Here is a 22,433-nt window from a genome sequence, read left to right as displayed (position 1 = left end):
GGTGACTATAGCACGGTTTGCGGGGTGCGATCTGCGACTTTGGTCGCACCCCGCGGGCAGGCCTAGCGGACCGGGTTCACCGCACGGGGCCCTGCGGCTTGATTAGGCCTTCCTCGATGCGGTCATAGCCGTGACCGGGGGCCGCGGGCGTGCCGCCCATGCTGCCCGAAGGCGCGGTCATGCGCGGCTGATAGGGCGGCAGGCTGTCGGCCCCGTCGCGATACAGCAGCGACTGTCCCTTGTGGAACAGGTGCAGCGCCTGCGGGTCGGCGGTCAGGCGCACGCGCCGCCCCTTGAGGTCGGGGTGGATGCCCGGCAGCTTGGCGGTGATGGGTGCGGTCTCGGCCCCGGTCCCGAAATACAGCAGCGTGACCTCGCCCAGGGCCTCGGTCAGGTCGACCACGTCTTCGAAGACCGGGGTGCCCTCGGTCTCGCGCATGTCCTCGGGGCGGACGCCCAGATTGACGGCCATGCCTTCGTCGCCGGCACGGGTCGGGATGGCCACCTCGGCCTCCAGACCGCCGTCCAGCGCCACGACGGTCGTGGCACCGACCGACTTGATGCGGCCGGGCAGCAGGTTCATCGCCGGGCTGCCGATGAACTGCGCCACGAATTCGTTCACGGGCCGCTGATACAGCTCCAGCGGGGCGCCGACCTGGGCGATGCCGCCGCCCGCCAGCACCACGATGCGGTCGGCCAGGGTCATCGCCTCGGTCTGGTCATGGGTGACATAGATCATCGTGCGGTCGGGCATCGACGCCTTGAGCTGCGCGATCTCGATCCTGGTGGCGACGCGCAGGGCGGCGTCCAGGTTCGACAGCGGTTCGTCGAACAGATAGACCTGCGGGTCGCGCACGATGGCGCGCCCGATGGCCACACGCTGACGCTGGCCGCCCGACAGCGCCTTGGGCAGGCGGTCCAGATAGGGCGTCAGCTGCAGCATCCTGCCCGCGCGGTCGGTGGCGGCCTTGATCTGGTCCTTGCTCTGGCCCGCGATCTTCAGCGCAAAGGCCATGTTGTCGCGCACCGTCATGTGCGGGTACAGCGCATAGGACTGGAACACCATCGCGATGCCGCGCTGGCTGGGCGGGATGTCGTTGACCACCTGGCCCGCAATCTGCAATTCGCCCGCGGTGATCTGCTCCAGCCCCGCGATCATCCGCAACAGCGTCGATTTCCCGCAGCCCGAGGGGCCGACGAAGACGATGAACTCGCCCGAGCGGATGTCCAGGTTGATGTCGCGCAGCACCTGGACATCGCCATAGGCCTTGGCGACGTCCCTCAGTTTCAACTCGGCCATTGCGGTGTTCTCCCCCTACCCTTCGATGATCTGGACCTGCCACGGCATCAGCCCGCCCGTCTCGTCATCGGACAGGTTCGCGCGGATCAGCAGGGTCTGCTTGTCGTCACGGCGGCGGAAGGACAGCACCGGTCCCTCGGCCTTGATGTCGGTCATGTTGCCACAGCGCAGCGCGCTGTGCTTGCGGCGCAGGCCAACGGCCCATCGGTAATGGTGCAGCATGGACTGGGCGTCGGCCTCCTGGCTGACGACGGTGCGCTGCAGATGCGTATGCGGCACGGGCAGCCAGGGCTGGCTGGTCGAGAACCCGCCATTCACGCCCATGTCCCAGACCATCGGCGTCCGGCAGCCGTCGCGGCCCTTGAATTCCGGCCAGAATTCAATGCCGTAAGGATCGCGCAGATCCTCAAAGCGCAGCTCGGCCTCGGGCAGGCCCAGCTCCTCTCCCTGATAGAGGCACACCGACCCGCGCAGGCACAAAAGCACGGTGGCATAGGCCTTGGCCGCCTGGTCCGACAGGTTCCAGCGCGTCGAATGGCGCACCACGTCATGGTTCGACATGGCCCAGCAGGGCCAGGCATTGGGCGCGATCTCGTGCAGCTTGTCGAACACCTCGACCACGCGCGCGGCGGGCAGGTCGTCGCCCGACAGGAAGTCGAAGACATAGGACATCTGCACCCGGCCCGGCACGCCGGTATATTCCTCCAACAGCTCCAGCCCGCGTTCGCTGTCGCCGATCTCGCCGACGACGGCGGCGCCATAGGGGACCAGCGCCTGGTTGAAGCGCTCCAGAAAGGCCAGATTCTCAGGCTGGGACTTGCTGAACTGATGGCTCTGGTGGTTGTAGGGGTTCACGGCGGGAGCCGTGTCGGCCTTGCGCAGTTCGGGCGCCAGGGGCGGGTTGTCGCGCAGCTGGGCGTCGTGGAAATAGAAGTTGATCGTGTCCAGGCGGAATCCGTCCACGCCCTTGTCCAGCCAGAACCGCGCCATCTCAATCAGGGCGTCCTGGACGGCGGGGTTGTGAAAGTTCAGGTCCGGCTGCGATGACAGGAAGTTGTGCAGGTAATACTGTTCGCGCCGCGCGTCCCACCGCCAGGCGCTGCCGCCAAAGATCGACAGCCAGTTGTTGGGCGGCGTGCCGTCGGGCCGCGGGTCCGACCAGACATACCAGTCCGATTTCGGGTTGTCGCGGCTGGCGCGGCTTTCCTTGAACCAGGGATGCTGGTCCGAGGTATGCGACATCACCAGGTCGATCATGACCTTCAGCCCCAGCTCATGCGCGCTTTGCACCAGCCAGTCGAAATCCTCCATCGTGCCAAAGATCGGGTCGATGCCGGTGTAATCGCTGACGTCGTAGCCGAAATCCTTCATCGGCGAGGTGAAGAACGGAGAGATCCAGACCGCATCCACGCCCAGGGACGCGACATAGGGCAGGCGTTGGGCGATGCCGCCCAGATCGCCCGTGCCGCTGCCGGTCGTGTCCTGAAAACTGCGCGGGTAGATCTGATAGATGATCCCGCCCTTCCACCAATCCGTCGTCTGTTCAGTCAAGATCATCCACCTTTCACGGACCCGGCCAGCAATCCGCGGACCAGGTATTTCTGCATGGCAAAGAACACCAGCAGCGGCACCGCTATCGAGATAAAGGCAGAGGTTGCAAGGATCTCCCATTCACCTCCGCGCGATCCCATCAGCTCGCGCAGCAGGCCGGTCATGACCAGCTGTTCGCGCGTATTGCCCAGAAACACGGTGGCCACCAGCAGGTCGTTCCAGACCCACAGGAACTGGAAGATCGCAAAGCTGGCCAGCGCCGGGAAGCACAGCGGCAGGATGATCCGGCGAAAGATCTGGAATTCGGTCGCGCCGTCGACGCGCGCGCTCTCGATCACCTCGCGCGGCAGGCCGACCATGTAGTTCCGCAGCAGATAGACCGCCAAGGGAAGGCCGAACCCGGTATGGGCCAGCCAGATGCCCAGATAGCCCTTGCCGATGCCCAACTCGTTATGCAGCCGCAGCAGCGGGATCAGCGCCACCTGCAGCGGCACGACCAGCAGGCCCACCACGCAGGCGGTCAGCAGCGCGCGGCCGGGAAACTGCATCCAGGCCAGCGCATAGGCCGCGAAGGCCGCGATCAGGATCGGGATCACGGTCGCGGGGATGGTCACCGTCATGGTGTTCATGAAGGCCCGCCCCAGCCCGCCCGCCGTCAGCACGCGGTTATAGTTTTCGGTGGTGAAGCTGGGCGGGCTGACGGTGGTGGTGAAGATCCGCTCTCCGCGCGTGATCTCGAAGGGCTGGGCCGAGGTCAGGCGATAGGCGCCGTCTTCCGCCACGGTCAGGCTGATGCCGTCCCCCAGATCGGCGGTGTCGCCCGGCTGATATTCCGCCGGGTTGCGCGCGCCGGTGCCCCAGGCCTTGAGCGCCTGCGTGCCCTCAATCGCGCTGCCCTCGATCACGTAAAGCCCGTCCTGCTGCACCTGATCGCCCGCCACGCCCGAGCGTACGAAGCCCGTCTGTTCGGACCCCGAGAACGACTGCCACCACCCCGAGGTCGAGATCTGGTCGCGGTCGCGGAACGACGACACGAACAGCCCCAGGGTCGGGATCGTCCACAGCAGCACCAGCAGAAAGGCGGAAATGTTGACCGCCCATGCCAGCGACGATTTCTGTCCGGCCATCCCCTCCATCAGCGGACCTCCTTGCGGGCGTTGTAGATGTTCCAGACCATGATCGGCGTCACCAGGATCATCAGCACGATGGCGATGGCCGATCCACGCCCGTAATCGGGGGTGCCGCGGAACATCCAGTCATACATCAGGTTCGCCAGCACCTGCGTGCCCCATTGGCCGTTGGTCATGACAAAGACGATGTCGAAGACCTTCAGCACCACGATGGTGATGGTGGTCCAGACCACCGCGATGGTGCCCATGATCTGCGGCACCTTGATCTTGAAGAACACCTGCAGCGACGATGCGCCGTCCAGGATCGCGGCCTCGATCGTCTCCTCGGGGATGCCGCGCAGGGCGGCGGACAGGATGACCATCGCGAACCCGGTCTGGATCCAGACCAGCACGATCATCAGCAGAAGGTTGTTCCACATCGGCAGGGTCAGCCAGATCTGCGGCTCTCCTCCCAGCTGGGTCACGATCCAGTTCAGAAGGCCGATCTGCGTTTCCCCTGATGCGCGGTATTCATAGATGAATTTCCAGATGACGCCCGCGCCGACAAAGCTGATGGCCATGGGCATGAAGATCAGCGACTTGCCGATATTGCCCCATTTCAGCCGGTCGGTCAGCTGCGCCGCGATCAGGCCGAACACCGTGGACAGGGCCGGGACGACCAGCAGCCACATCATGTTGTTGACCATCGATTCGCGGAACTTGGCGTCGTTCACCAGCCAGACATAATTGTCCGCACCCACGAATCGCGTGCCGTTCGCGTTGAACAGCGACCGCCAGAAACTGTCCAGCACCGGATAGACCAGGTAAGCTCCCAGAAACAGGATCGCCGGGCCCAGAAACAGCCAGGGCCGGATCTGGTTCGCGCGGCGGATGTTGTCGCCCGCCTTGCCGCCCCGCGGCGGAAAGATCCGGTCCAGCAGCCAGTTCGACCCCCAGAACCAGGCCACGCAGCCGAACACGCCGATCGCGATCGTGCTGACCGCCAACCACAGCAATTCCATCCCTGATCTCCTCCCCCTGAAGAATAGGCGCGGCAGCCGGGGCAGCCGCGCCGGTCGGTCGTCAGTTCAGCGACGCCCAGGTCGCCTGGATGCGATCGGCCACGTCCTGCGCCGAGGCGCCGCCGACGAAATCGATCATCCCGGTCCAGAAGGCACCCGCGCCGATGGCACCGGGCATCAGGTCGGACCCGTCAAAGCGGAACACCGTGGCATCCAGCAGGATCTCTCCCATGCGGCGCACGGTCGGGTCGTCATAGGCCTCGACATTGGCGCCGGTATAGGGGGTCACGAAACCCTGCTGCGCCATCCAGATCTCGTGTGCGGCGGGGTTCTTCAGGAACTCGACAAAGGCCATGGCGGCAGGGTTGTCGGACAGCACCGCGAACATGGTGCCGCCGCCCAGCACGGGCTGGCCCAGATCACCCGAAGCGGGGGCGGGCATGTAGAAGAAGTCGGCATCCTCGCCCACCACGGTCCCTTCCGGGAAGAAGGTGGTGATGAAGCTGGCCTGGCGGTGCAGGTAGCAGGCGGGCGGGCTGGCGAACAGGCCCGCGGGGCTTTCGCGGAAATCGGTCGCGCTGACCGAACCCACGCCGCCCGCGACGAAATCGGGATTCTTGGCGAACCAGCCGAATTCCTCGATCGCGGCCACGACCTTGGGGTCGTTGAAGGGCATGCCGTTCGTCGTCCAGGCGTCGTAATCCTCGGGGGATGCGGTGCGCAGCATCAGATCCTCGACCCAGTCGGTCGCGGGCCAGCCGGTCGCGCCACCCGATCCCAGGCCGATGCACCAGGGCGTCTCGCCGTCGGCGGCGATCTGTTCGGTCAGCGCCTTGAGGTCCTCATAGGTCTCAGGCACAGCATAGCCTGCATCCTCGAGGTTCTCGGGGACGTACCAGACCAGCGACTTGACGTCCGCCTTGTACGGGAAGGCGAACAGCTCTTCGGTCCCGTCCTGGCCCTCATAGGTGCCAAGCGCGGCCCAGCTTTCGCCGGCGGCGTAATTCTCGACCAGCCAGTCGGCGGTCTCCTGGCCCAGGGGCCGCAGGAACCCGCGCGCCGCCAGGTCGGAGGCCAGACCCGGCTGCGGAAAGATCGCCATGTCGGGGGGCGATCCGGCCTCGCTGTCGATGACGATCTGCTGCTCGAAGCTGTCCGATCCGGAATAGTTCGCCCGCGCGCCGGTGACCTCGTTGAAATAGGCGATGACCGACTGGAACAGCTCCTGGTCGCCGCCCAGCCACGGCCCCAGCATGTCAAAGCTCTGGCCCTCCAGATCGGGATGGGCGGCCGCGAACTCCTCCAGGCTGGCCCAGTTGATGCGGTCGTCGCTGCCCGGTTCGATCACCAGCTGCGCCTGCGCCATGCCCGCGGACAGCGCGATGATGGCGGCGGTCGTATAGAATACGGTTTTCAAGTCGTCCTCCCTGAACGTCTCCGGGCCCTCGTCGCCCGGTTGTTAACGCGAACATTTGCCAGTTCTGGCGAATCTGTCAAACGCTTCTCATTCCCACTCCAGTTCCTTGTAGGCGGCGGTCGCGTTGCGCGCCACGGTCTCGGGGTAGGAATTCCATGAATTCTGCAAGGGCTGCAGGGCATTGGCAATGACCAGAACGGCGGACGACAGGGCCAGCCCGTCACCGATTGCCTGTCGTGTGCGGTCTGCAAGCGCTTTCAAAAACGTCTGCTGGGGGGCCGCGGCGGATGCCCATGATTCGCTGACCGGGCCGTGACCCGGCACGATCAATCCTGCCCCGGCGGCAGGGTCGCTGTCCATCCAGGCCAGCCAGCCGCGCAGCGACCCGTCCACCACCGGCGTCAGGTCGCGAAACAGCAGATCGCCCGTGAACAGCGTGCCGGTCGCCTCGTCCAGGACCGTCAGGTCGCTGTCGGTATGCGCCGGGGGCCAGGCCCTCAGCTGCAGCCGCCGGTCGCCCAAGTCGATCATGGCGCGGTCCTGAACCAGGCTGTCGGGCATCACCACCTGCGTGCCGATCCATTCGGCGGCGGGATACAGCCGCGCGATCAGATCCAGATAGCTGCCCGCCCGCATCTGCAGCGCCTGCGGCAGCGCGTGATGGGCGGTGACGGTGGCGCCCGCCTCGACCATGACCTGCGCGCCCAGCACGTGATCGGGGTGCATGTGGGTCAGGATCAGATGCGTGACGGGCCGGTCCGTCAGCCGCCGGATGGCGACATGCAGGGCCTGCCCCTCGGCCCGCGAGACGCCCGCGTCGATCACCGCGACGCCGTCGCGGCCGACGATCACGCCCAGATTGGCAATGCGGCCGTCGGGGGTCTCCTCCATCTGCTGGCTGGTGCCGAAATGGACGTGGATGCCGGGCGCGATCTCCTGCAGGGCGGCGGCGGGCAGATCGGCATTCGCGCGGCACGCGATCGCGCCGCCCACCAGATCGGGCCGGTCCTCCAGCCAGTCCGCCGCCAGCCGGTCGGCGCCCGCGCGGCACGCCTGCTGGGTTGGCGAATCACCCCGGGGCAGCAGGATCGTGCCGCACTGATCGGGCGACAGGGCCAGACAGACGCCCAGAATCACGTGAAACATCGGGTCAGAGGCCCTTTTCCATCGTCATGATCACGAAATGGTCACATGGCTACGACCTTTGTCGTGTTGATTCATCCTGCCCCCATACTAGATTTGAATCCAGTCGCCTTCTGTAGCGGCATCATCGGCATGTAGGAGGAGCACAACATGGCCTGGACCAAACCGACTCTGATCGAGATTGCTTGCGGCATGGAAATCAACATGTACGCACCCGCCGAGGACGAGCCCGTCCTGTTCTGAGCCTGACCTGTCAGGCAAAATTGCGGCCCCGTCCGATTCGTTCGGTCGGGGCCTCATCATAAGGCGGAACCCGATGCGGATCATCATCCTTGGGGCGGCAGCCGGCGGCGGCCTGCCGCAATGGAACTGCGGCTGCGGCAATTGCGATGCGGCCCGCGCAGGGCGCATTCCGTCGCTGACGCAAAGCTCGGTCGCGGTCAGCGCCGATGGGCGGGACTGGGCGATCCTGAACGCCTCGCCCGATATCCGCGCGCAGCTGGCGGCGACGCCCGCGCTGCATCCGACCGGCCCGCGCGACATGCCGCTGCGGTCCGTGCTGGTGACGAATGGCGATATCGACCATGTCGCGGGGCTGCTGACCCTGCGCGAAAGCCAGCCCTTTGATCTGTTCGCAACGCAGGCCATCCACGACGCGCTGGCAGCGAATCCGATGATGGCGGCGGTGAACCCCGGTTTCGTGCCGCGCCGGGTCGTGGCGCTGGACCAGACGATCCCGCTGACCCCCGGCCTGACCGCGACCCTGTTCGCGGTGCCGGGAAAGGTGCCCCTGTATCAGGAGAGCGCGGTGGTCGAGACCGGCTTGGTCGGAGAGACCACCGTGGGGGTGGAACTGCGCAGCGCGGACCGGCGCGCCTTCTACATTCCCGGCTGCGCGGACATGCCAGATTGGTTGCGCGACCGGATCGCGGGGGCCGATGCGCTGTTCTTTGACGGCACCCTGTGGGATGATGACGAGATGATCCGCATGGGCCTGGGCCGCAAGACCGGCCGTCGCATGGGCCACATGGCGGTGACCGACACGATCCCCGCGCTGGCCGGGGTGAGCTTGGGCCAGCGCATCCTGGTGCATATGAACAACTCGAACCCGCTCTGCGACCCCTCCAGCCCCCAGGTGGCCCAGGCCACTGCCCAGGGTTGGCAGGTCGCCCGCGACGGAATGGAGATCACGCTGTGAAGGACATCCAGGCGACCCCCCAATCGCGCGAGGATTTCGAGGCGCGGCTGCGCGCCATCGGGGCCGCGCGCTATCACGACCGCCACCCGTTCCACGCCCGCCTGCATGGCGGCGACTGCACCTCGGATGAGGTGCGGGCCTGGGTCATCAACCGCTGGATGTATCAGTCGCGCATCCCGATGAAGGACGCCGCCTTCATGAGCCGCGTCGAGGACCCCGACCTGCGCCGCGCCTGGCGCAAGCGGATCGAGGATCACGACGGCGGCGCGACCGAGGGCGGCGGCATCCGCCGCTGGCTGGCCCTGGCGCAGGCCGTGGGGCTGGACCCCGACTATGTCGCATCGGGCGTGGGCATCATGCCCGCGACGCGGTTCGCGGTGGACGCCTATGTCCGCTTCGTGCGCGACATGCCGCTGCTGGATGCGGTCGCCGCCAGCCTGACCGAACTGTTCGCGCCCCGCATCCATGCGCAGCGGATCGAGGGTCTGCTGCAGCATTACGATTTCGCCGACGACAGCAGCCTGTCCTATTTCAAGAAACGCCTGACCGAGGCGCCCGAGGACGTCAAGTTCGGCCTGGACTATGTCCTGACCCATGCCGACACGCTGGAAAAGCAGGACGCCGCGGCCGCCGCGCTGACCTTCAAGACCGACGTGCTGTGGGCCCAGCTGGACGCGCTGTGGCACGGCTATGTCGAGGGGCGCACACCCCCCGGCGCCTGGCGGCCCGGAGAGGGGATGCGCGCATGACAGCATTGATCGGACCCGACGACATTCCCTATTTGCCGCGCGGCGTGAGGCTGCAGGGCGACCGCGTGCGCGGCATCCGCGTGCTGCAGGCCCCGGAACGCGCGATGCAGCTGGACCAGATCGGAGAAGCGATCCTGTCCGAACTGGACGGCGCCCGCAGCCTGGACCGAATCGTGCGCGACTTGGCCGCACGTTACAATGCGCCGGTCGAACAGATCGGCGGCGACGTGCGCGATTTCCTGACCGGGCTGATCGAACGGCGCATGGTCTTTGTCAGGGACAGCGCATGAAGGATCAGCAGCACCAGCCCCGCGATCTGGACGGCAACCCCGTCACCCCCGGCCTGCCCATGGCGATGCTGGCCGAGGTCACGCATCGCTGTCCGCTGGCCTGCCCTTACTGTTCCAACCCGGTCGATCTGGTCCGCGCGTCCAAGGAGATCAGCGCCGATGACTGGGGCCGCGTGTTCCGGCAGGCCGCCGATCTGGGCGTGCTGCAGGTCCATATCTCGGGCGGGGAACCCGGCGCGCGCAAGGATCTGGCGCAGATCGTGGGCCATGCGCGCGACGCGGGCCTGTATGTGAACCTGATCACCTCGGGCATCGGCATCACCCGCGACCGCCTGATCGAGCTGGACCGCGCGGGCGTGGACCATGTTCAGCTGTCGCTGCAGGGCATCCGGCCCGACATGGCCGACCGCATCAGCGGCCATCCGGGGTCCTGGGACAAGAAGATGGCCTTCAGCGATTGGGTCACGGAAATCGGCTTTCCGCTGACCATCAACGCGGTCGTCCATCGCCAGAACATGGAACGCCTGCCCGACATGATCGACCTGGCCGAACGCCTCGGCGCGCGGCGGATCGAAGTCGCGACCGTCCAGTTCCACGGATGGGCCGACCGCAACCGCGGCGCGCTGATGCCCACGCGCGAACAGGCGGAATTCGCGCGCCAGGTGGTGAATGCCGGGCGCATCCGGCTGCGCGGGCGGATGGTGATCGACTATGTCCCCGCCGATCACCACGCGATCTATCCCAAGGCCTGCATGGGGGGCTGGGGCTCGACCGGGCTGAATGTCGGCCCGGACGGCACCGTCCTGCCCTGCCACGCCGCCCAGACCATCGACTGGATGCGGTTCGAGAACGTGCAGGAGCGGTCCCTGTCCGAGATCTGGCACCTGTCAGACAGCTTCAACGCGTTTCGCGGGACCGCCTGGATGCCAGAACCCTGCCGTGGCTGCGACCGCAAGACCGTCGATTTCGGCGGCTGCCGCTGTCAGGCCATGGCGCTGGCGGGCGACGCGCGGGCGACCGATCCGGTCTGTTCGAAATCTCCGCTGCATGCCGGGGTGGTGGCACGGGCCGAGGAGGATGCGGCCGCCATCACCACCGACTTCGTCTATCGGAGGATGTCCAAGGGAGGATGAGGCAATGAGACTGTGGCTGACCCTGACGGCGGCCCTGCTGGCCGGGCCCGCGCTGGCGCAGGACAACGCGCTGCGACCCTCGCCCACATGGGAGGATCTGCGCGGCGCGGTGCTGGACCTGGACACCGACCCGCCGCTGGACGCATCCGTCCTGGACCTGGAGGCCCCGACCCGCGCCCATGACGCGGCCATCGTGCCCATCCGCCTGACGCAGGCGCCCGACGCGCCCGCCATCGGCGCCCTGACTCTGGTCATCGACGAGAATCCCGCCCCCGTCGCCGCCGAATACACCTTTGGCGATGCGCTGATGCCCCTGGATTTCGAGGTCCGCGTCCGCGTCGACAGCTATTCCGACGTCCGCGCCATCGGCACCCGCGATGACGGGGCGCAGGTCATGGCCGGGCGGTTCGTCAAGGCGGCCGGGGGATGTTCGGCCCCGGCGGGCAAGGACATGGCCTCGGTCCGCGCCACGATGGGCCAGATGCGCTGGCGCACCGCCAGCGAGGAGGGCCAGACCATCGGCACGCTGATGATCCGCCACCCGAACTTTTCAGGGTTGCAGCGCGACCAGTTGACGCTGCTGAGCATTCCCGCGCATTTCATCGACCGCCTGGATGTCCGCCAGGGCGAGGATCTGCTGTTCACGATGGAGGCCGGAATTTCGATCAGCGAGGACCCGGTCTTTCGCTTTCGTTACAATCCCAACGGCCAGCCGATCCATGTCCGGGTCGAGGACACCAACGGCAACCAATGGGCCGAGACCTTTGCGGCGGATGCGGCGGGCGTTAACAAAAGCTGATCGACCCATCCGACTTTCGTCGCAGGAACAGCCTTGCTTTATGTGCAGTCCTCTTTACACTTGAATTCTGGCCGCGCCTTGGAGGAGGAGCGTGCCGCCGGACATTCAGGGAGGAATGCCATGACAGCAGCCGCCATGCAGGCGCGTCCTGTGTCGTCTCCGCGACCCACCGCAGATCAGGTCAAGGAGATCCTGATCGTCGATGACCACCCGTTGATGTGCGATGCCCTGGCCCTGACGCTCAAGATCAGCTTTGGCCTCAAGAACGTGCGCACCGCCCGCAGCCTGGCCGCCGCGGTCGAGCAGATCCGCGTGCAGGGCGCCCCCGATGCGGTGATCCTGGACCTGAACCTGCCCGACGCCCGCGGGTCCGAGGGTATCGTGACCCTGCGTCGACAATTGCCCGGCGTGCCGATCACGATGATCTCGGCCGATCTGGAGGGGGCGATGATCTCGACCGCGATGGCGGCCGGGGCGCAGGGTTATATCAGCAAGTCCCTGTCCCGCGAGGCGCTAGTCGACAGCCTGCGCCGCATGTGGGAGGGAGAGCATGTCACCCCCGAGGGATATTGCTCGGGCGATGACAACGCAGAAGGCGATGCCAAGGCCGAACTGGCGCGGCGGTTCTCGTCGCTGACGCCGCAGCAGATGAAGATCCTGCGGCTGATCTGCAAGGGCAAGGCCAACAAGGAGATCAGCTACGAGCTGTCCATCGCCGAGGCCACGGTCAAGACCCACATCACCGCGATCATGTCCAAGATCAACGCCCGCAGGCGGACCCAGGCGGTGTTGCTGGCCAATTCGATCCGGCTGTTCGAGGCCGGTTGATGAACACCGACCCGGCTGCGAGGGAGGGCGCATCCGGGCCGGTCGCTGTGCAGGCCGACCGCGGCGGGGCCGATCTGGTCCCGACCCTGCTGGACGGCCTGCGCGGCACCAATCCCGCGCTGGTCCTGCTGTTCGGGGCCACCGGCGACGCCTTGGGCGCGCTGCATGCGGGGCTGAGGCCGCATCTGCCGCAGGATTGCGTGATCGCGGGCTGCTCCTCGGCCGGTGAGATCGGGCCTGCGGGCTATGCCAGCGACAGCGTGGTGGCCATCGGCTTTCCGGCGCGCCATTTCCGGGCGGCGGCGCTGGTGCTGCCCGATCTGGCGGCGCTGCCGGTGTCGGACTGGATGGCGCGGCTGCGCAGGCTGATGCGCGATTTCGCCCCCGACCCCGCGCGCCAGCTGTTCGGCCTGCTGCTGACCGACGGGCTGGCCGGACAGGAGGACGCGCTGGTTGCCACGCTGGACGCGGCGCTGCCCTCGGTGCCGGTGCTGGGCGGATCGGCCGGGGACGGGCTGGATTTCCGCCAGACCTCGCTGCTGGCGCAGGGCGTGGTGCAGTCGGGCGTCGCGGTCTTTCTGCTGGTGCAGACCGACCTGACCATCCACGAGGTCACCTTTGCCCATTTCAGCCCCACGCCCACCCGCGCGGTCGTGACAGCCGCCATTCCCGAACGCCGCCGCATCCTGGAGCTGAACGCCGAACCCGCCGCCCAGGAATACGCCCGCCTGACCGGCCTGCGCCGCGACGACCTGACGCCCACGGAATTCGCGCGCCATCCCCTGCTGCTGCGCATGGGCGGCCGTCATCACGTGCGCGCAATCAGCGCGGCCACCGATGATGAGGGGCTGTCGCTGCTGTCCTCGATCGACATCGGCACGGTGCTGACCCTGGGCCGGTCCGAGGATCTGATCCAGGGCTTTTCCGACATGCTGGACGCCCTGCCCGCGCGCCCGCTGATGGTGCTGGCCTTTGACTGTATCCTGCGCCGCCTTGCGCTGGAGCGTGCGGGGCTGACCGGGCGCATGTCGGACCTGTATCGCCACCACCGCGTCGCGGGGTTCAACACCTATGGCGAACAGCACAGCGGCATGCATGTGAACCAGACCTTTGTCGGCCTGGCCTTCCTGGAGCCGCCCGATGCTGCGTGACGACGACCCGCCCGCCCGGCAGATCGAAAAGCTGACCCGCATCAACGCCGTCCTGATTGACCGGATCGACCGGCTGGAAGAGTCGCGTGGCTCTGCCTGGTCGATGTTCCAGGGCGCCGTCGCGCTGGAACAGGAGGTCCTGGCCCGCACCCGCGATCTGGAACGCGCCATGGACGACCTGTCCCAAAGGAACCGCGAACTGGCCGTCGCCCGCGCCCTGGCCGAGGAGGCCAACCGATCGAAAACGCGGTTCCTGCGCGCGGCCAGCCACGATCTGCTGCAGCCGCTGTCGGCGGCGCGGCTGTTCCTGTCGGCGCTGACCGACACCGCGATGGACCCGCACCAGACGGAGCTGACCGACAGGCTGGGCAGCGCCTTCGAATCGGTGGAACAGCTGATGCATGCGGTCCTGGATATCTCGCGGCTGGACAGCCAGCGGATCGAGTTCAACCGCCAGCCGGTGCCGCTGGATGATCTGTTCCGCCGCCTGGCCGCCGAATTCGCGCCGATGGCCCAGGCCAAGGGGCTGCGGCTGCGGTTCATGCCGACCACCGCGGTGGTCGACAGCGACCCGATCTTTCTGCGCCGCATCGCGCAGAACCTGGTCTCGAACGCGATCAAGTACACGCAGCGGGGCGGGGTCGCGGTGGGCGCGCGGCGCAAGGGGGCGCTGTGCTGGCTGTCGGTGCATGACACCGGGATGGGTATCCCGGCGGTGGACCGCAACCGCGTCTTTGACGAATTCCAGCGCCTGACCCATGACGGAGGGGCGCCCGGCATGGGGTTGGGTCTGTCCATCGTGCGCCGCGCCTGCGCCAAGCTGGGCCATCCGATCAGCCTGACCTCAGAGCCGATGCGCGGCACCGTGTTCCGCGTCGGCCTGCCGCTGGTCGGCGCGCTGCCGGAACCCGTGCGGGGGGCGGATGCCCCCCTGCCCGTGCTGCGCGGTCGCGTGGCTTTGGTGATCGAGAACGACCCCGAGATGCGGCGCGGCTATCAGATGATCCTGGCCGACCGTCTGGGGATGGTCCCGCGCATCGCCGGCGGCACGGCCGAGGCCTTGGCGACAATGGGAGAGGAACCCCCCGACGTCATCCTGGCCGATTACCACCTGGAGAACGGCGACACGGGCTTTGCCGCGGTCGAGGCGTTGCGCGCGGCCGCCGACCGACCGGTGCCCGCGGTGATGATCACCGCCCATCGCGACCCGGCCATCGCGCGGCGCTGTGCGGCCATGGGCATCCACCTGCTGGAGAAACCCGTCCGCCCGCCCGAGCTGGCCGAGATCCTGGGCCGCCTGCTGGCCTAAGACCAAGGGGGGATGCGCGGCCCTGCGGGGCTTGCGCGCGCCCCCTGCCCCGCCCATCATGAGTCCACGTTTGGGAGGACGACCATGAAGACCCGCGCCATCGCACTTGCCCTGTTGCTGGGGCTTGCGCCCCTGTCCGTCGCCGCCGCCGAGGCGGGGGATGCGGTCTTTGCCGAACGCGGCCCCTGGGATCTGGGCGACCGGGCGCTGGAATGGCGCATGACCGTCGAAGGCCCCGCCGCCGAGGGCTTTCGCCCGACCGAGGACGGGTCGCTGACCCTGTCGCAGGCCATCGACCCCAACGATCAGCAGCCGATCCTGCAGATGACCCAGAAGGCCGGTCCCATCGACCGCACGATCGGGCCGTTCCCGATCTCCTCGGGCGACCCGGTGCTGACGTTTTTTCTGGAACAGACCACCCGCGACATGGCCGCGCTGACCGGCGGCAGCCCGCATTACATCCGCAACCGCATGAAGGAGGCGCTGTTCCGCGGCGGAGAGATCGCCGCCACCGATGACGGCGTGACGGCGCGATTTCAGCCCTTTGCGGCCGATGCCAATGCCGCGCGGATGAACGGGTTCCAGTCGCTGACGCTGACCTTCCTGATGGCCCAGCCCGATCAGCCGATCCGCGAATTGCGCGCCGAAACCGACGCCGCCCCCGGCTATCGCAACCGGCTGGTGCTGCAATGATCCGCATGGCCGCCCTGGGGGTCGGGCTGGTGCTGGCCAGCCCCGTCCTGGGGCAGGCAGTGAACGATTATCCGACCAATGCGCGCGTCGAATACGCTTTCGCCTGCATGGCCACCAACGGCCAGACCCGAGAGATGATGGACCGCTGTTCCTGCGCCATCGACCGCATCGCCGAGGTGCTGCCCTATGCCGATTATGTCGGTGCGGAAACCATCCTGCGGATGCGCCAGACCACGGGCGAACGCTCGGGGATGTTCCGCGGCATGGCGACGATGACCGAGACCGTGGCCACCCTGCGCCGCGCCGAGGCCGAGGCCGAGATCATCTGTTTCTGAGCGCCGCGCCCTATAGCGACAGGCCGATCCCCGCCCCTGCCGCCAGCGCCAGCACCGCGACCAGCCACAATGGCACCGGATGGCGCGCCTGGATCAGGGTCAGCCGCGCCTCCTCGGGGTGGGCGCGCTCCCACAGGGCCTGCTCGATCATGCGCGGCAGCAGCGGGCCATAGCGGCCCACGGTCTGGGCGATATGGGCCAGGTCGCTGATCGCGGCCTTGGGACCGACGCTGGCCTTGATGTAATCCGACACGACCGGCTTGGCCGCGTCCCAGATGTTCAGCTGCGGGTCCAGCGACCGGGCCACGCCCTCGACCACGACCATGGTGCGCTGCAGCAAGATCAGCTCGGTCCGGGTCGGCATGCCGAAACGCTCGGTCACCTCGAACAGATAGGACAGCAGGTTGCCCATGCTGATGCGGCTGGCATCGGCGCCAAAGATCGGCTCTCCGACGGCGCGCAGGGCGCGGGCGAAGGCGGCCTCATCGCGGTCGCGGGGGACGTAACCGGCCTCGAAATGCACGCGGGCCACCAGCCGGTAATCGCGCTGGATGAACCCGTACAGGATCTGGGCATAGACGCGGCGGGTATATTCGTCGATCTCGCCCATGATTCCGAAATCATAGGCGATGACATTGCCGTTCGCCGCGACCTTGAGGTTGCCGTGATGCATGTCGGCGTGAAAGAACCCGTCGCGCAGCGCATGCGACAGGAACAGCTGGATCACCCGGCGCGCCAGTTCGGTCGTGTCGTGACCCGCCGCGATCAGCGCGTCGCGGTCGCCCATCGGCAGACCCTCGGCCCAATCGGCGGTCAGAACGCGGCGCGACGACAGCTCCCACACGGGCATCGGGATCTGGAACCCCGGATCGGTGGCGGTGTTCTCGCCGAATTCGGATGCGGCGGCGGCCTCCAGGCGCAGGTCCTGTTCGCCCATCACGGTTTTCTCGAAATGGCTGACCACGTCGCGGGGGCGCAGGCGGCGCGTGCCGGGCGACAGGAATTCGATCAGCCGGGCGCCGAAATGAAAGGCGTCGATGTCGCGCTTGAAGGCCGCGCCGATGCCGGGGCGGACGACCTTGACCGCGACCTCGCGGCCCGTCTCGCGCACCCGGGCCCGATGGACCTGCGCGATCGAGGCGGCGGCGACGGGTTCGGAGAATTCGCTGAACAGCTGATCGACCGGGGCGCGCAGCTCATCCTCGATGGCCTTCTTGGCGATGGCGGTCGGAAAGGGCGGCAGGCGGTCCTGCAGCATGCGCAGCTGCATGGCCATTTCAGGACCGACCACATCGGCGCGCGTCGACAGGATCTGGCCGAACTTGATATAGGCGGGCCCCAAGGCGGTGATCGCCCGCGTGATCGGCGGCAGGGTCGGATCGCCCTTGTAGCCCAGCCAGCGGAACGGCCAGCCCAGCACCCGCGCCGCCAGCCGGATGCGCATGGGCGCGTCGACGGCGTTCAGCACGGCCTCCATCGCGCCGGTGCGCTCGAAGGTGGCGCCTGTGCGGATCAGGCGCAAGATGTTGTGGGGGCCGCGCATGATCCTACAGCTTCCAGCCGGAATGCAGGGCGGCGATGCCCATGGACAGGTTACGCCACTGGACCCGGCCAAAGCCCGCATCGCGGATCAGCCCGGCAAAGGCGTCCTGGTCGGGAAACTTGCGGATCGATTCGACCAGATACTGATAGCTGTCGCGATCGCCCGTCACCGCCTGGCCCATCGCCGGGATCACGTTGAAGCTGTAGCGGTCATAGGCCCATTGCATGGCGGGCACGGGGATCTGGCTGAACTCCAGCACCATCAGGCGGCCGCCGGGCTTCAGCACGCGATAGGCCTCGGCCAGGGCATCGGGGATGCGCGTCACGTTGCGGATGCCAAAGCTGATCGTGTAGCGGTCAAAGCTGTTGTCAGAAAAGGGCAGCGCCATCGCGTCGCCCGTGACCCAAGCCAGCCGGTCGGCCTTGTCCACCGCATCGGCGCGCTTGCGCCCCTCGATCAGCATGGATTCGGTCATGTCGCAGACGGTGACGCGCGCGTCCGGCGCGCGGTCCAGGAACCGGAACGCCACGTCGCCCGTGCCCCCCGCCACGTCCAGCAGGTGCTGACCCGCGCGCGGCGCCAGCCAGTCCATCATCGCGGTCTTCCAGACGCGGTGGATGCCCACGCTCATCAGGTCGTTCATGACGTCATACTTGGACGCGACGCTGGAGAAGACCTCGTGGACCATCCCGGCCTTGCGATCCTCGTCCACGGTCTGAAAGCCGAAATGGGTCTGCCTGTTATCCGTCATCACGCTTGCCGTTTGTCCTGTCCATTGCCAGATAGGTCCGGCACGCCGCGCGCACAATGCGACGAAAGGAACCCGATTGCCAGAACTGCCGGAAGTCGAGACCGTCCGCCGCGGCCTGCTGCCCCATCTGGAGGGTGCTCGCATCGACCGCGCCCAGGTGAACCGCCCCGACCTGCGCTGGCCCCTGCCCGTCGATCTGGTGCAGGTGCTGACCGGCGCGCGCGTCACCGCGCTGCGGCGGCGGTCGAAATACCTGCTGGCCGATCTGGACCGGGGCGGCACCGTGCTGTGGCATCTGGGCATGTCGGGCCGCATGCTGGTCGAGGGTGCCGGCCTGGCCGGGTTCCACCGCGACCCCGGCATCCATGCGCGCCACGATCACGTGGTGCTGACCACGGAGGCGGGGACCACCATCACCTTCAACGACGCGCGCCGCTTCGGCATGGTCGACCTGATCCGCGAGGGTGCGGCCCATCCGCTGCTGGACCATCTGGGGCCGGAGCCCTTTGATGCCATCTTCACCCCCGCCTATCTGGGCGCGGCCTTTGCCGGGCGGCGCGTGCCGGTTAAGCAGGCGCTGCTCGATCAGCGCATCGTGGCGGGACTGGGCAACATCTATGTCAGCGAATCGCTGTGGCGGGCGGGGATCGACCCGCGCCGGGCGGCGGGGCGCATCGGGCCTGCGCGCATCGCGGCGCTGGTGGGCCATATCCGCGACGTGCTGACCGATGCCATCGCCGCCGGGGGGTCCAGCTTGCGCGACCACCGCCAGGCCAGCGGAGAGCTGGGCTATTTCCAGCACAGCTTTCGGGCCTATGACCGCGCGGGCCAGCCCTGCCTGCGGGATGGCTGTGGGGGGACAATCACGCGGATCGTGCAATCGGGGCGGTCGACCTTCTACTGTCCTGCCTGTCAGAGGTGAACGATTGGACGCCCGCGCGGCCCTCTGCTAGGACGGGGGCCACGCAATCTGCCAACGAGGTCCAAGCCTATGGCTTACGAAACCATCATCGTGGAGATCGAGGACGAGGTCGCCCTGATCCGGCTGAACCGCCCCGAGGCGCTGAACGCGCTGAACGCCACGCTTCTGGACGAGCTGTCGGCCGCGCTGTCGGATGCCGACCGCAACGACAAGGTCCGCTGCATCGTTCTGACCGGCAGCGAAAAGGCCTTTGCCGCCGGGGCCGACATCAAGGAAATGTCGACGAAATCCTATGTCGACGTCTATGACGAGGACCTGTTCGGCGCCCAGATCGAGGCGATCAGCCGGGTCCGCAAGCCGATCATCGCCGCCGTCAGCGGCTATGCCCTGGGCGGCGGCTGCGAGCTGGCCATGGTCTGCGATTTCATCATCTGCGCCGAGAACGCGAAATTCGGCCAGCCCGAGATCAACCTGGGCGTCGTCGCGGGCATCGGCGGCACGCAGCGCCTGACCCGATTCGTCGGCAAGTCCAAGGCGATGGACATGAACCTGACCGGACGCTTCATGGACGCGGCCGAGGCTGAACGCTCGGGCCTGGTCAGCCGCGTGGTCCCCACGCCCAAGCTGATCCCCGAGGCGATGGCCGCCGCCCGCAAGATCGCCGAAAAATCCCAGATCGCCACCAAGACCGTCAAGGAGGCCGTGAACCGCGCCTATGAGACGACCCTGCGCGAGGGGCTGCTGTTCGAACGTCGCGCCTTCCACGCGCTATTCGCGACCGAGGACCAGAAGGAGGGCATGGCCGCCTTTCTGGAAAAGCGCGAGGCGCAGTTCCGCGACCGCTGAAAAGGGTTTCCTTTTCCCCGGGTCGGGGCTATACGCCCCGACTTACATGCGTGTGGGCCCGCTTTGGCAAGAATCATGTCCGTCCTGACCGGGGACGGCGCCATGGGGCTTTTGCACGTTCGAAATTAAGACATGCAACCGACCCGATAGGAATACCGACCCATGGCCAACACGCCCCAGTCCAAGAAACGCGCCCGCCAGATCGAAGCACGCACCGACGTGAACAAGGCCCGCCGTTCGCGCATCCGCACCTTCATCCGCAAGGTCGAAGAGGCCATCGCCTCGGGCAATGCCGAAGCCGCCGCCCTGGCGCTGAAGACCGCCCAGCCCGAACTGATGCGCGGCGTGACCAAGGGCGTCGTGCACAAGAACACCGCCTCGCGCAAAGTGTCGCGTCTGGCAGCCCGCGTGAAGGCGCTGTCGGCCAACTGATCCACAGGCCCCTTGGGGCCGGATCGACCCCCGTCACGGCCCCTTGGGGCGCCGCAGGACCGCACCGGGTGCAGGCGAAAGCCTTGCGCCCGTTTTGCATTGGATTCGCTGGTGTCTTTTCAAAAACCGTGCAAATTCAACGCATTCGCAAAATTGCTAATCGAGTCAAAGGCCTCGCAGATTCGATCAGGTCAAGTTGCTGTCAAGCGCATAGTTCGGTTGCAGCTATCCACATGCTGGGGCTAGTTTCCTCCTTGCGATTCACGTCGCTTGGGGACGGGCCGACCCTGTGGACAGATCTGTTGATCTTTCCGGGACAACGGCCGGGCCGCGAAGAACATCTCTTCTGCCCTCGGGTTCACGACATCCGGCTGCCACCGGCTGTCCGGGAACCTGTGTCCATGATCGAATGCGGGCGGATGCCCCCGGCACGCCCGCTTGCGGGTGCGGGGATCTGTTGTCGTGACGGTTGCCTGGCGACGTGATTTCTGTCCCGCCGGATTGCCCGGCGGGGATTGGGGACAGGCACGGGAAACGGGACGATGATGGACAGGATCTGGGGTCAGGCATGCGCCGAGCTGGAGCAGAGCGTGGGGCCGAACAACTACAACCACTGGATCAAGCCGCTTCGCCTGACCGCCATCGATGATGGCGCGGCGCGATTCGTCAGCCCGACGCGATTCATCTCGGACTGGGTGGGGCGTCATTTCGCCAAGGACATCATGGCCGTGCTGACCCGCAACGGCACCCCGGTCGAGCGTCTGCGCTTTGACGTGGGCACCGCCGCGCGCCCCGCGGCCCAGGCCGCCACCCCGGCGGGTCAGGCGCCCGAGGCACCCACCACCCGCGCGCCGCGCGCCGATCTGGGCGCACCGCTGGACAACCGCTTCACCTTTGGCAACTTCATTGTCGGCAAGCCGAACGAGCTGGCCCATGCCGCCGCGCGCCGTGTGGCCGAGGGTGGACCGGTCGGCTTCAACCCGCTGTTCCTCTATGGCGGCGTGGGTCTGGGCAAGACGCACCTGATGCACGCGATCGCGCATGACTATCAGGCGCGCCACCCGTCGGCGCAGGTGCTGTACCTGTCGGCCGAGCAGTTTATGTACCGCTTCGTGCAGGCGCTGCGCGAGAGTTCCATCATGGATTTCAAGAGCATGTTCCGGAACGTGAACATGCTGATGGTCGATGACGTCCAGTTCATCGCCGGCAAGGACAGCACCCAGGAGGAATTCTTTCACACCTTCAACGCGCTGGTCGATCAGGGCAAGCAGATCGTGATTTCCGCCGACCGCGCCCCGGCCGAGATCAAGGGCCTGGAGGAACGCATCAAGTCGCGCCTGTCCTGCGGGTTGATCGTCGACCTGCACCCGACCACCTATGAGCTGCGCCTTGGCATCCTGCAGTCCAAGACCCAAGGGTTCCGCGCCCAGCAGCCCGATCTGGAGATCGGCGCGGGCGTACTGGAATTCCTGGCGCATCGCATCACCACCAACGTCCGCGTGCTGGAAGGCGCGCTGCAGCGCCTGTTCGCGCATGCCAGCCTGTTGCGCCGCGAGATCACGCTGGAGGTGGCGCAGGAATGCCTGGCCGACATCCTGCGGACCAATGACCGCAAGATCAACATCGACGACATCCAGCGCAAGGTGGCGGAACATTACAACATCCGCCTGGCTGACATGATGGGCCCCAAGCGCGCCCGCAACGTCGCCCGGCCCCGCCAGATCGCCATGTATCTGTCGAAACAGCTGACCAGCCGTTCCCTGCCCGAGATCGGGCGCCGCTTTGGCGGGCGCGACCACACCACGATCATGCATGGTGTGCGCAAGATCGAGGAGCTGCTGGTCGAGGACAGCACCATGGTCGAGGACATCGCCGTGCTGAAGCGGATGCTGGAAGCCTGATCCACGAAAAT

The 22,433-nt window shown here is 67.0% G+C and carries 23 protein-coding genes; 15 read left to right on the top strand and 8 right to left on the bottom strand.

The window, feature by feature from the left end:
* Positions 1–76: 76 nt before the first annotated feature.
* From ABS73_RS06260 to ABS73_RS06235, 6 genes are all read right to left on the bottom strand, one after another.
* Positions 77–1,300, bottom strand: a complete 1,224-nt coding sequence (locus ABS73_RS06260; RefSeq protein WP_277019239.1) for an ABC transporter ATP-binding protein — start codon at positions 1,298–1,300, stop codon at positions 77–79.
* Between the two features lie 15 nt (positions 1,301–1,315).
* Positions 1,316–2,857 (bottom strand): alpha-amylase family glycosyl hydrolase, encoded by a 1,542-nt coding sequence (locus ABS73_RS06255; protein WP_277019237.1) that lies wholly within the window; start codon positions 2,855–2,857, stop codon positions 1,316–1,318.
* Positions 2,854–3,987, bottom strand: coding sequence for a carbohydrate ABC transporter permease (locus ABS73_RS06250; protein WP_277019235.1), 1,134 nt, complete (start codon positions 3,985–3,987; stop codon positions 2,854–2,856). Before ABS73_RS06250 ends, ABS73_RS06255 begins: the two co-directional genes overlap by 4 nt.
* The gene (locus ABS73_RS06245; RefSeq protein ID WP_277019233.1) at positions 3,987–4,982 is read right to left on the bottom strand and encodes a carbohydrate ABC transporter permease; all 996 of its coding nucleotides are present in this window, start codon (positions 4,980–4,982) and stop codon (positions 3,987–3,989) included. Before ABS73_RS06245 ends, ABS73_RS06250 begins: the two co-directional genes overlap by 1 nt.
* A 61-nt stretch (positions 4,983–5,043) precedes the next feature.
* A complete protein-coding gene (locus tag ABS73_RS06240; protein WP_277019260.1) occupies positions 5,044–6,348 on the bottom strand; it encodes an ABC transporter substrate-binding protein in 1,305 nt (434 codons plus the stop codon).
* Positions 6,349–6,486: 138 nt separating this feature from the next.
* A complete protein-coding gene (locus tag ABS73_RS06235; protein WP_277019232.1) occupies positions 6,487–7,545 on the bottom strand; it encodes a quinoprotein relay system zinc metallohydrolase 2 in 1,059 nt (352 codons plus the stop codon).
* A 147-nt stretch (positions 7,546–7,692) separates the two neighbouring features.
* On the opposite strand from ABS73_RS06235, the gene pqqA reads away from it, so the two are divergent.
* The 11 genes from pqqA (at position 7,693) to ABS73_RS06180 (ending at position 16,027) form a co-directional block, all read left to right on the top strand.
* Positions 7,693–7,785, top strand: a complete 93-nt coding sequence (gene pqqA / locus ABS73_RS06230; protein WP_136854938.1) for a pyrroloquinoline quinone precursor peptide PqqA — start codon at positions 7,693–7,695, stop codon at positions 7,783–7,785.
* Between the two features lie 73 nt (positions 7,786–7,858).
* The gene (gene pqqB / locus ABS73_RS06225; RefSeq protein WP_277019229.1) at positions 7,859–8,740 is read left to right on the top strand and encodes a pyrroloquinoline quinone biosynthesis protein PqqB; all 882 of its coding nucleotides are present in this window, start codon (positions 7,859–7,861) and stop codon (positions 8,738–8,740) included.
* A 5-nt stretch (positions 8,741–8,745) separates the two neighbouring features.
* Positions 8,746–9,489, top strand: coding sequence for a pyrroloquinoline-quinone synthase PqqC (gene pqqC / locus ABS73_RS06220; protein WP_277019257.1), 744 nt, complete (start codon positions 8,746–8,748; stop codon positions 9,487–9,489).
* Positions 9,486–9,779: a pyrroloquinoline quinone biosynthesis peptide chaperone PqqD gene (gene pqqD, locus ABS73_RS06215; RefSeq protein ID WP_277019227.1), complete on the top strand. Its 294-nt coding sequence runs from the start codon at positions 9,486–9,488 to the stop codon at positions 9,777–9,779. Before pqqC ends, pqqD begins: the two co-directional genes overlap by 4 nt.
* Complete coding sequence (gene pqqE / locus ABS73_RS06210) at positions 9,776–10,912, top strand: pyrroloquinoline quinone biosynthesis protein PqqE (protein ID WP_277019225.1); 1,137 nt, start codon at positions 9,776–9,778, stop codon at positions 10,910–10,912. Before pqqD ends, pqqE begins: the two co-directional genes overlap by 4 nt.
* Before the next feature lie 4 nt (positions 10,913–10,916).
* Positions 10,917–11,711, top strand: coding sequence for a quinoprotein dehydrogenase-associated SoxYZ-like carrier (locus ABS73_RS06205; RefSeq protein ID WP_277019224.1), 795 nt, complete (start codon positions 10,917–10,919; stop codon positions 11,709–11,711).
* Positions 11,712–11,831: 120 nt separating this feature from the next.
* The gene (locus ABS73_RS06200) at positions 11,832–12,539 is read left to right on the top strand and encodes a response regulator transcription factor (protein WP_136854943.1); all 708 of its coding nucleotides are present in this window, start codon (positions 11,832–11,834) and stop codon (positions 12,537–12,539) included.
* Positions 12,539–13,690, top strand: a complete 1,152-nt coding sequence (locus ABS73_RS06195) for an FIST N-terminal domain-containing protein (protein WP_277019222.1) — start codon at positions 12,539–12,541, stop codon at positions 13,688–13,690. The genes ABS73_RS06200 and ABS73_RS06195 overlap by 1 nt, the downstream gene beginning before the upstream one ends.
* Positions 13,680–14,999: an ATP-binding response regulator gene (locus ABS73_RS06190; protein WP_277019220.1), complete on the top strand. Its 1,320-nt coding sequence runs from the start codon at positions 13,680–13,682 to the stop codon at positions 14,997–14,999. The genes ABS73_RS06195 and ABS73_RS06190 overlap by 11 nt, the downstream gene beginning before the upstream one ends.
* A gap of 84 nt (positions 15,000–15,083) precedes the next feature.
* Positions 15,084–15,692 carry a hypothetical protein gene (locus tag ABS73_RS06185; RefSeq protein ID WP_277019218.1) on the top strand — a complete coding sequence of 203 codons (609 nt, stop codon included), beginning with the start codon at positions 15,084–15,086 and terminating at the stop codon, positions 15,690–15,692.
* A complete protein-coding gene (locus tag ABS73_RS06180; RefSeq protein WP_277019216.1) occupies positions 15,689–16,027 on the top strand; it encodes a hypothetical protein in 339 nt (112 codons plus the stop codon). Before ABS73_RS06185 ends, ABS73_RS06180 begins: the two co-directional genes overlap by 4 nt.
* A 10-nt stretch (positions 16,028–16,037) precedes the next feature.
* Here ABS73_RS06180 and ubiB read toward each other — a convergent pair whose 3' ends face one another.
* Both ubiB and ubiE read right to left on the bottom strand, forming a co-directional pair.
* A complete protein-coding gene (gene ubiB / locus ABS73_RS06175) occupies positions 16,038–17,570 on the bottom strand; it encodes a 2-polyprenylphenol 6-hydroxylase (RefSeq protein ID WP_277019215.1) in 1,533 nt (510 codons plus the stop codon).
* Between the two features lie 4 nt (positions 17,571–17,574).
* On the bottom strand, positions 17,575–18,321 hold the full coding sequence (gene ubiE / locus ABS73_RS06170) for a bifunctional demethylmenaquinone methyltransferase/2-methoxy-6-polyprenyl-1,4-benzoquinol methylase UbiE (RefSeq protein WP_136854949.1): 747 nt from the start codon (positions 18,319–18,321) through the stop codon (positions 17,575–17,577).
* 76 nt (positions 18,322–18,397) lie between these two features.
* Here ubiE and mutM point away from each other — a divergent pair, with 76 nt between their 5' ends.
* The 4 genes from mutM to dnaA all read left to right on the top strand — a co-directional run bounded on the left by mutM (position 18,398) and on the right by dnaA (position 22,422).
* Positions 18,398–19,243, top strand: a complete 846-nt coding sequence (gene mutM / locus ABS73_RS06165; RefSeq protein WP_277019212.1) for a bifunctional DNA-formamidopyrimidine glycosylase/DNA-(apurinic or apyrimidinic site) lyase — start codon at positions 18,398–18,400, stop codon at positions 19,241–19,243.
* Positions 19,244–19,312: 69 nt separating this feature from the next.
* Complete coding sequence (locus tag ABS73_RS06160) at positions 19,313–20,089, top strand: enoyl-CoA hydratase (RefSeq protein ID WP_136854951.1); 777 nt, start codon at positions 19,313–19,315, stop codon at positions 20,087–20,089.
* Between the two features lie 162 nt (positions 20,090–20,251).
* Positions 20,252–20,521, top strand: a complete 270-nt coding sequence (rpsT, locus tag ABS73_RS06155) for a 30S ribosomal protein S20 (protein WP_277019210.1) — start codon at positions 20,252–20,254, stop codon at positions 20,519–20,521.
* 542 nt (positions 20,522–21,063) lie between these two features.
* Entirely contained in the window at positions 21,064–22,422 is a 1,359-nt protein-coding gene (gene dnaA, locus ABS73_RS06150) for a chromosomal replication initiator protein DnaA (RefSeq protein WP_277019208.1), read from the top strand.
* The last annotated feature ends 11 nt before the right edge of the window (positions 22,423–22,433 follow it).

Origin of the sequence: Paracoccus sp. SCN 68-21, from assembly GCF_001724535.1 — a bacterium.
In the GTDB taxonomy this organism is placed as follows: domain Bacteria; phylum Pseudomonadota; class Alphaproteobacteria; order Rhodobacterales; family Rhodobacteraceae; genus Paracoccus; species Paracoccus hibiscisoli.
Note: the sequence above shows the minus strand (reverse complement) of the source record. Positions and strands in the feature narration are given on the sequence as shown.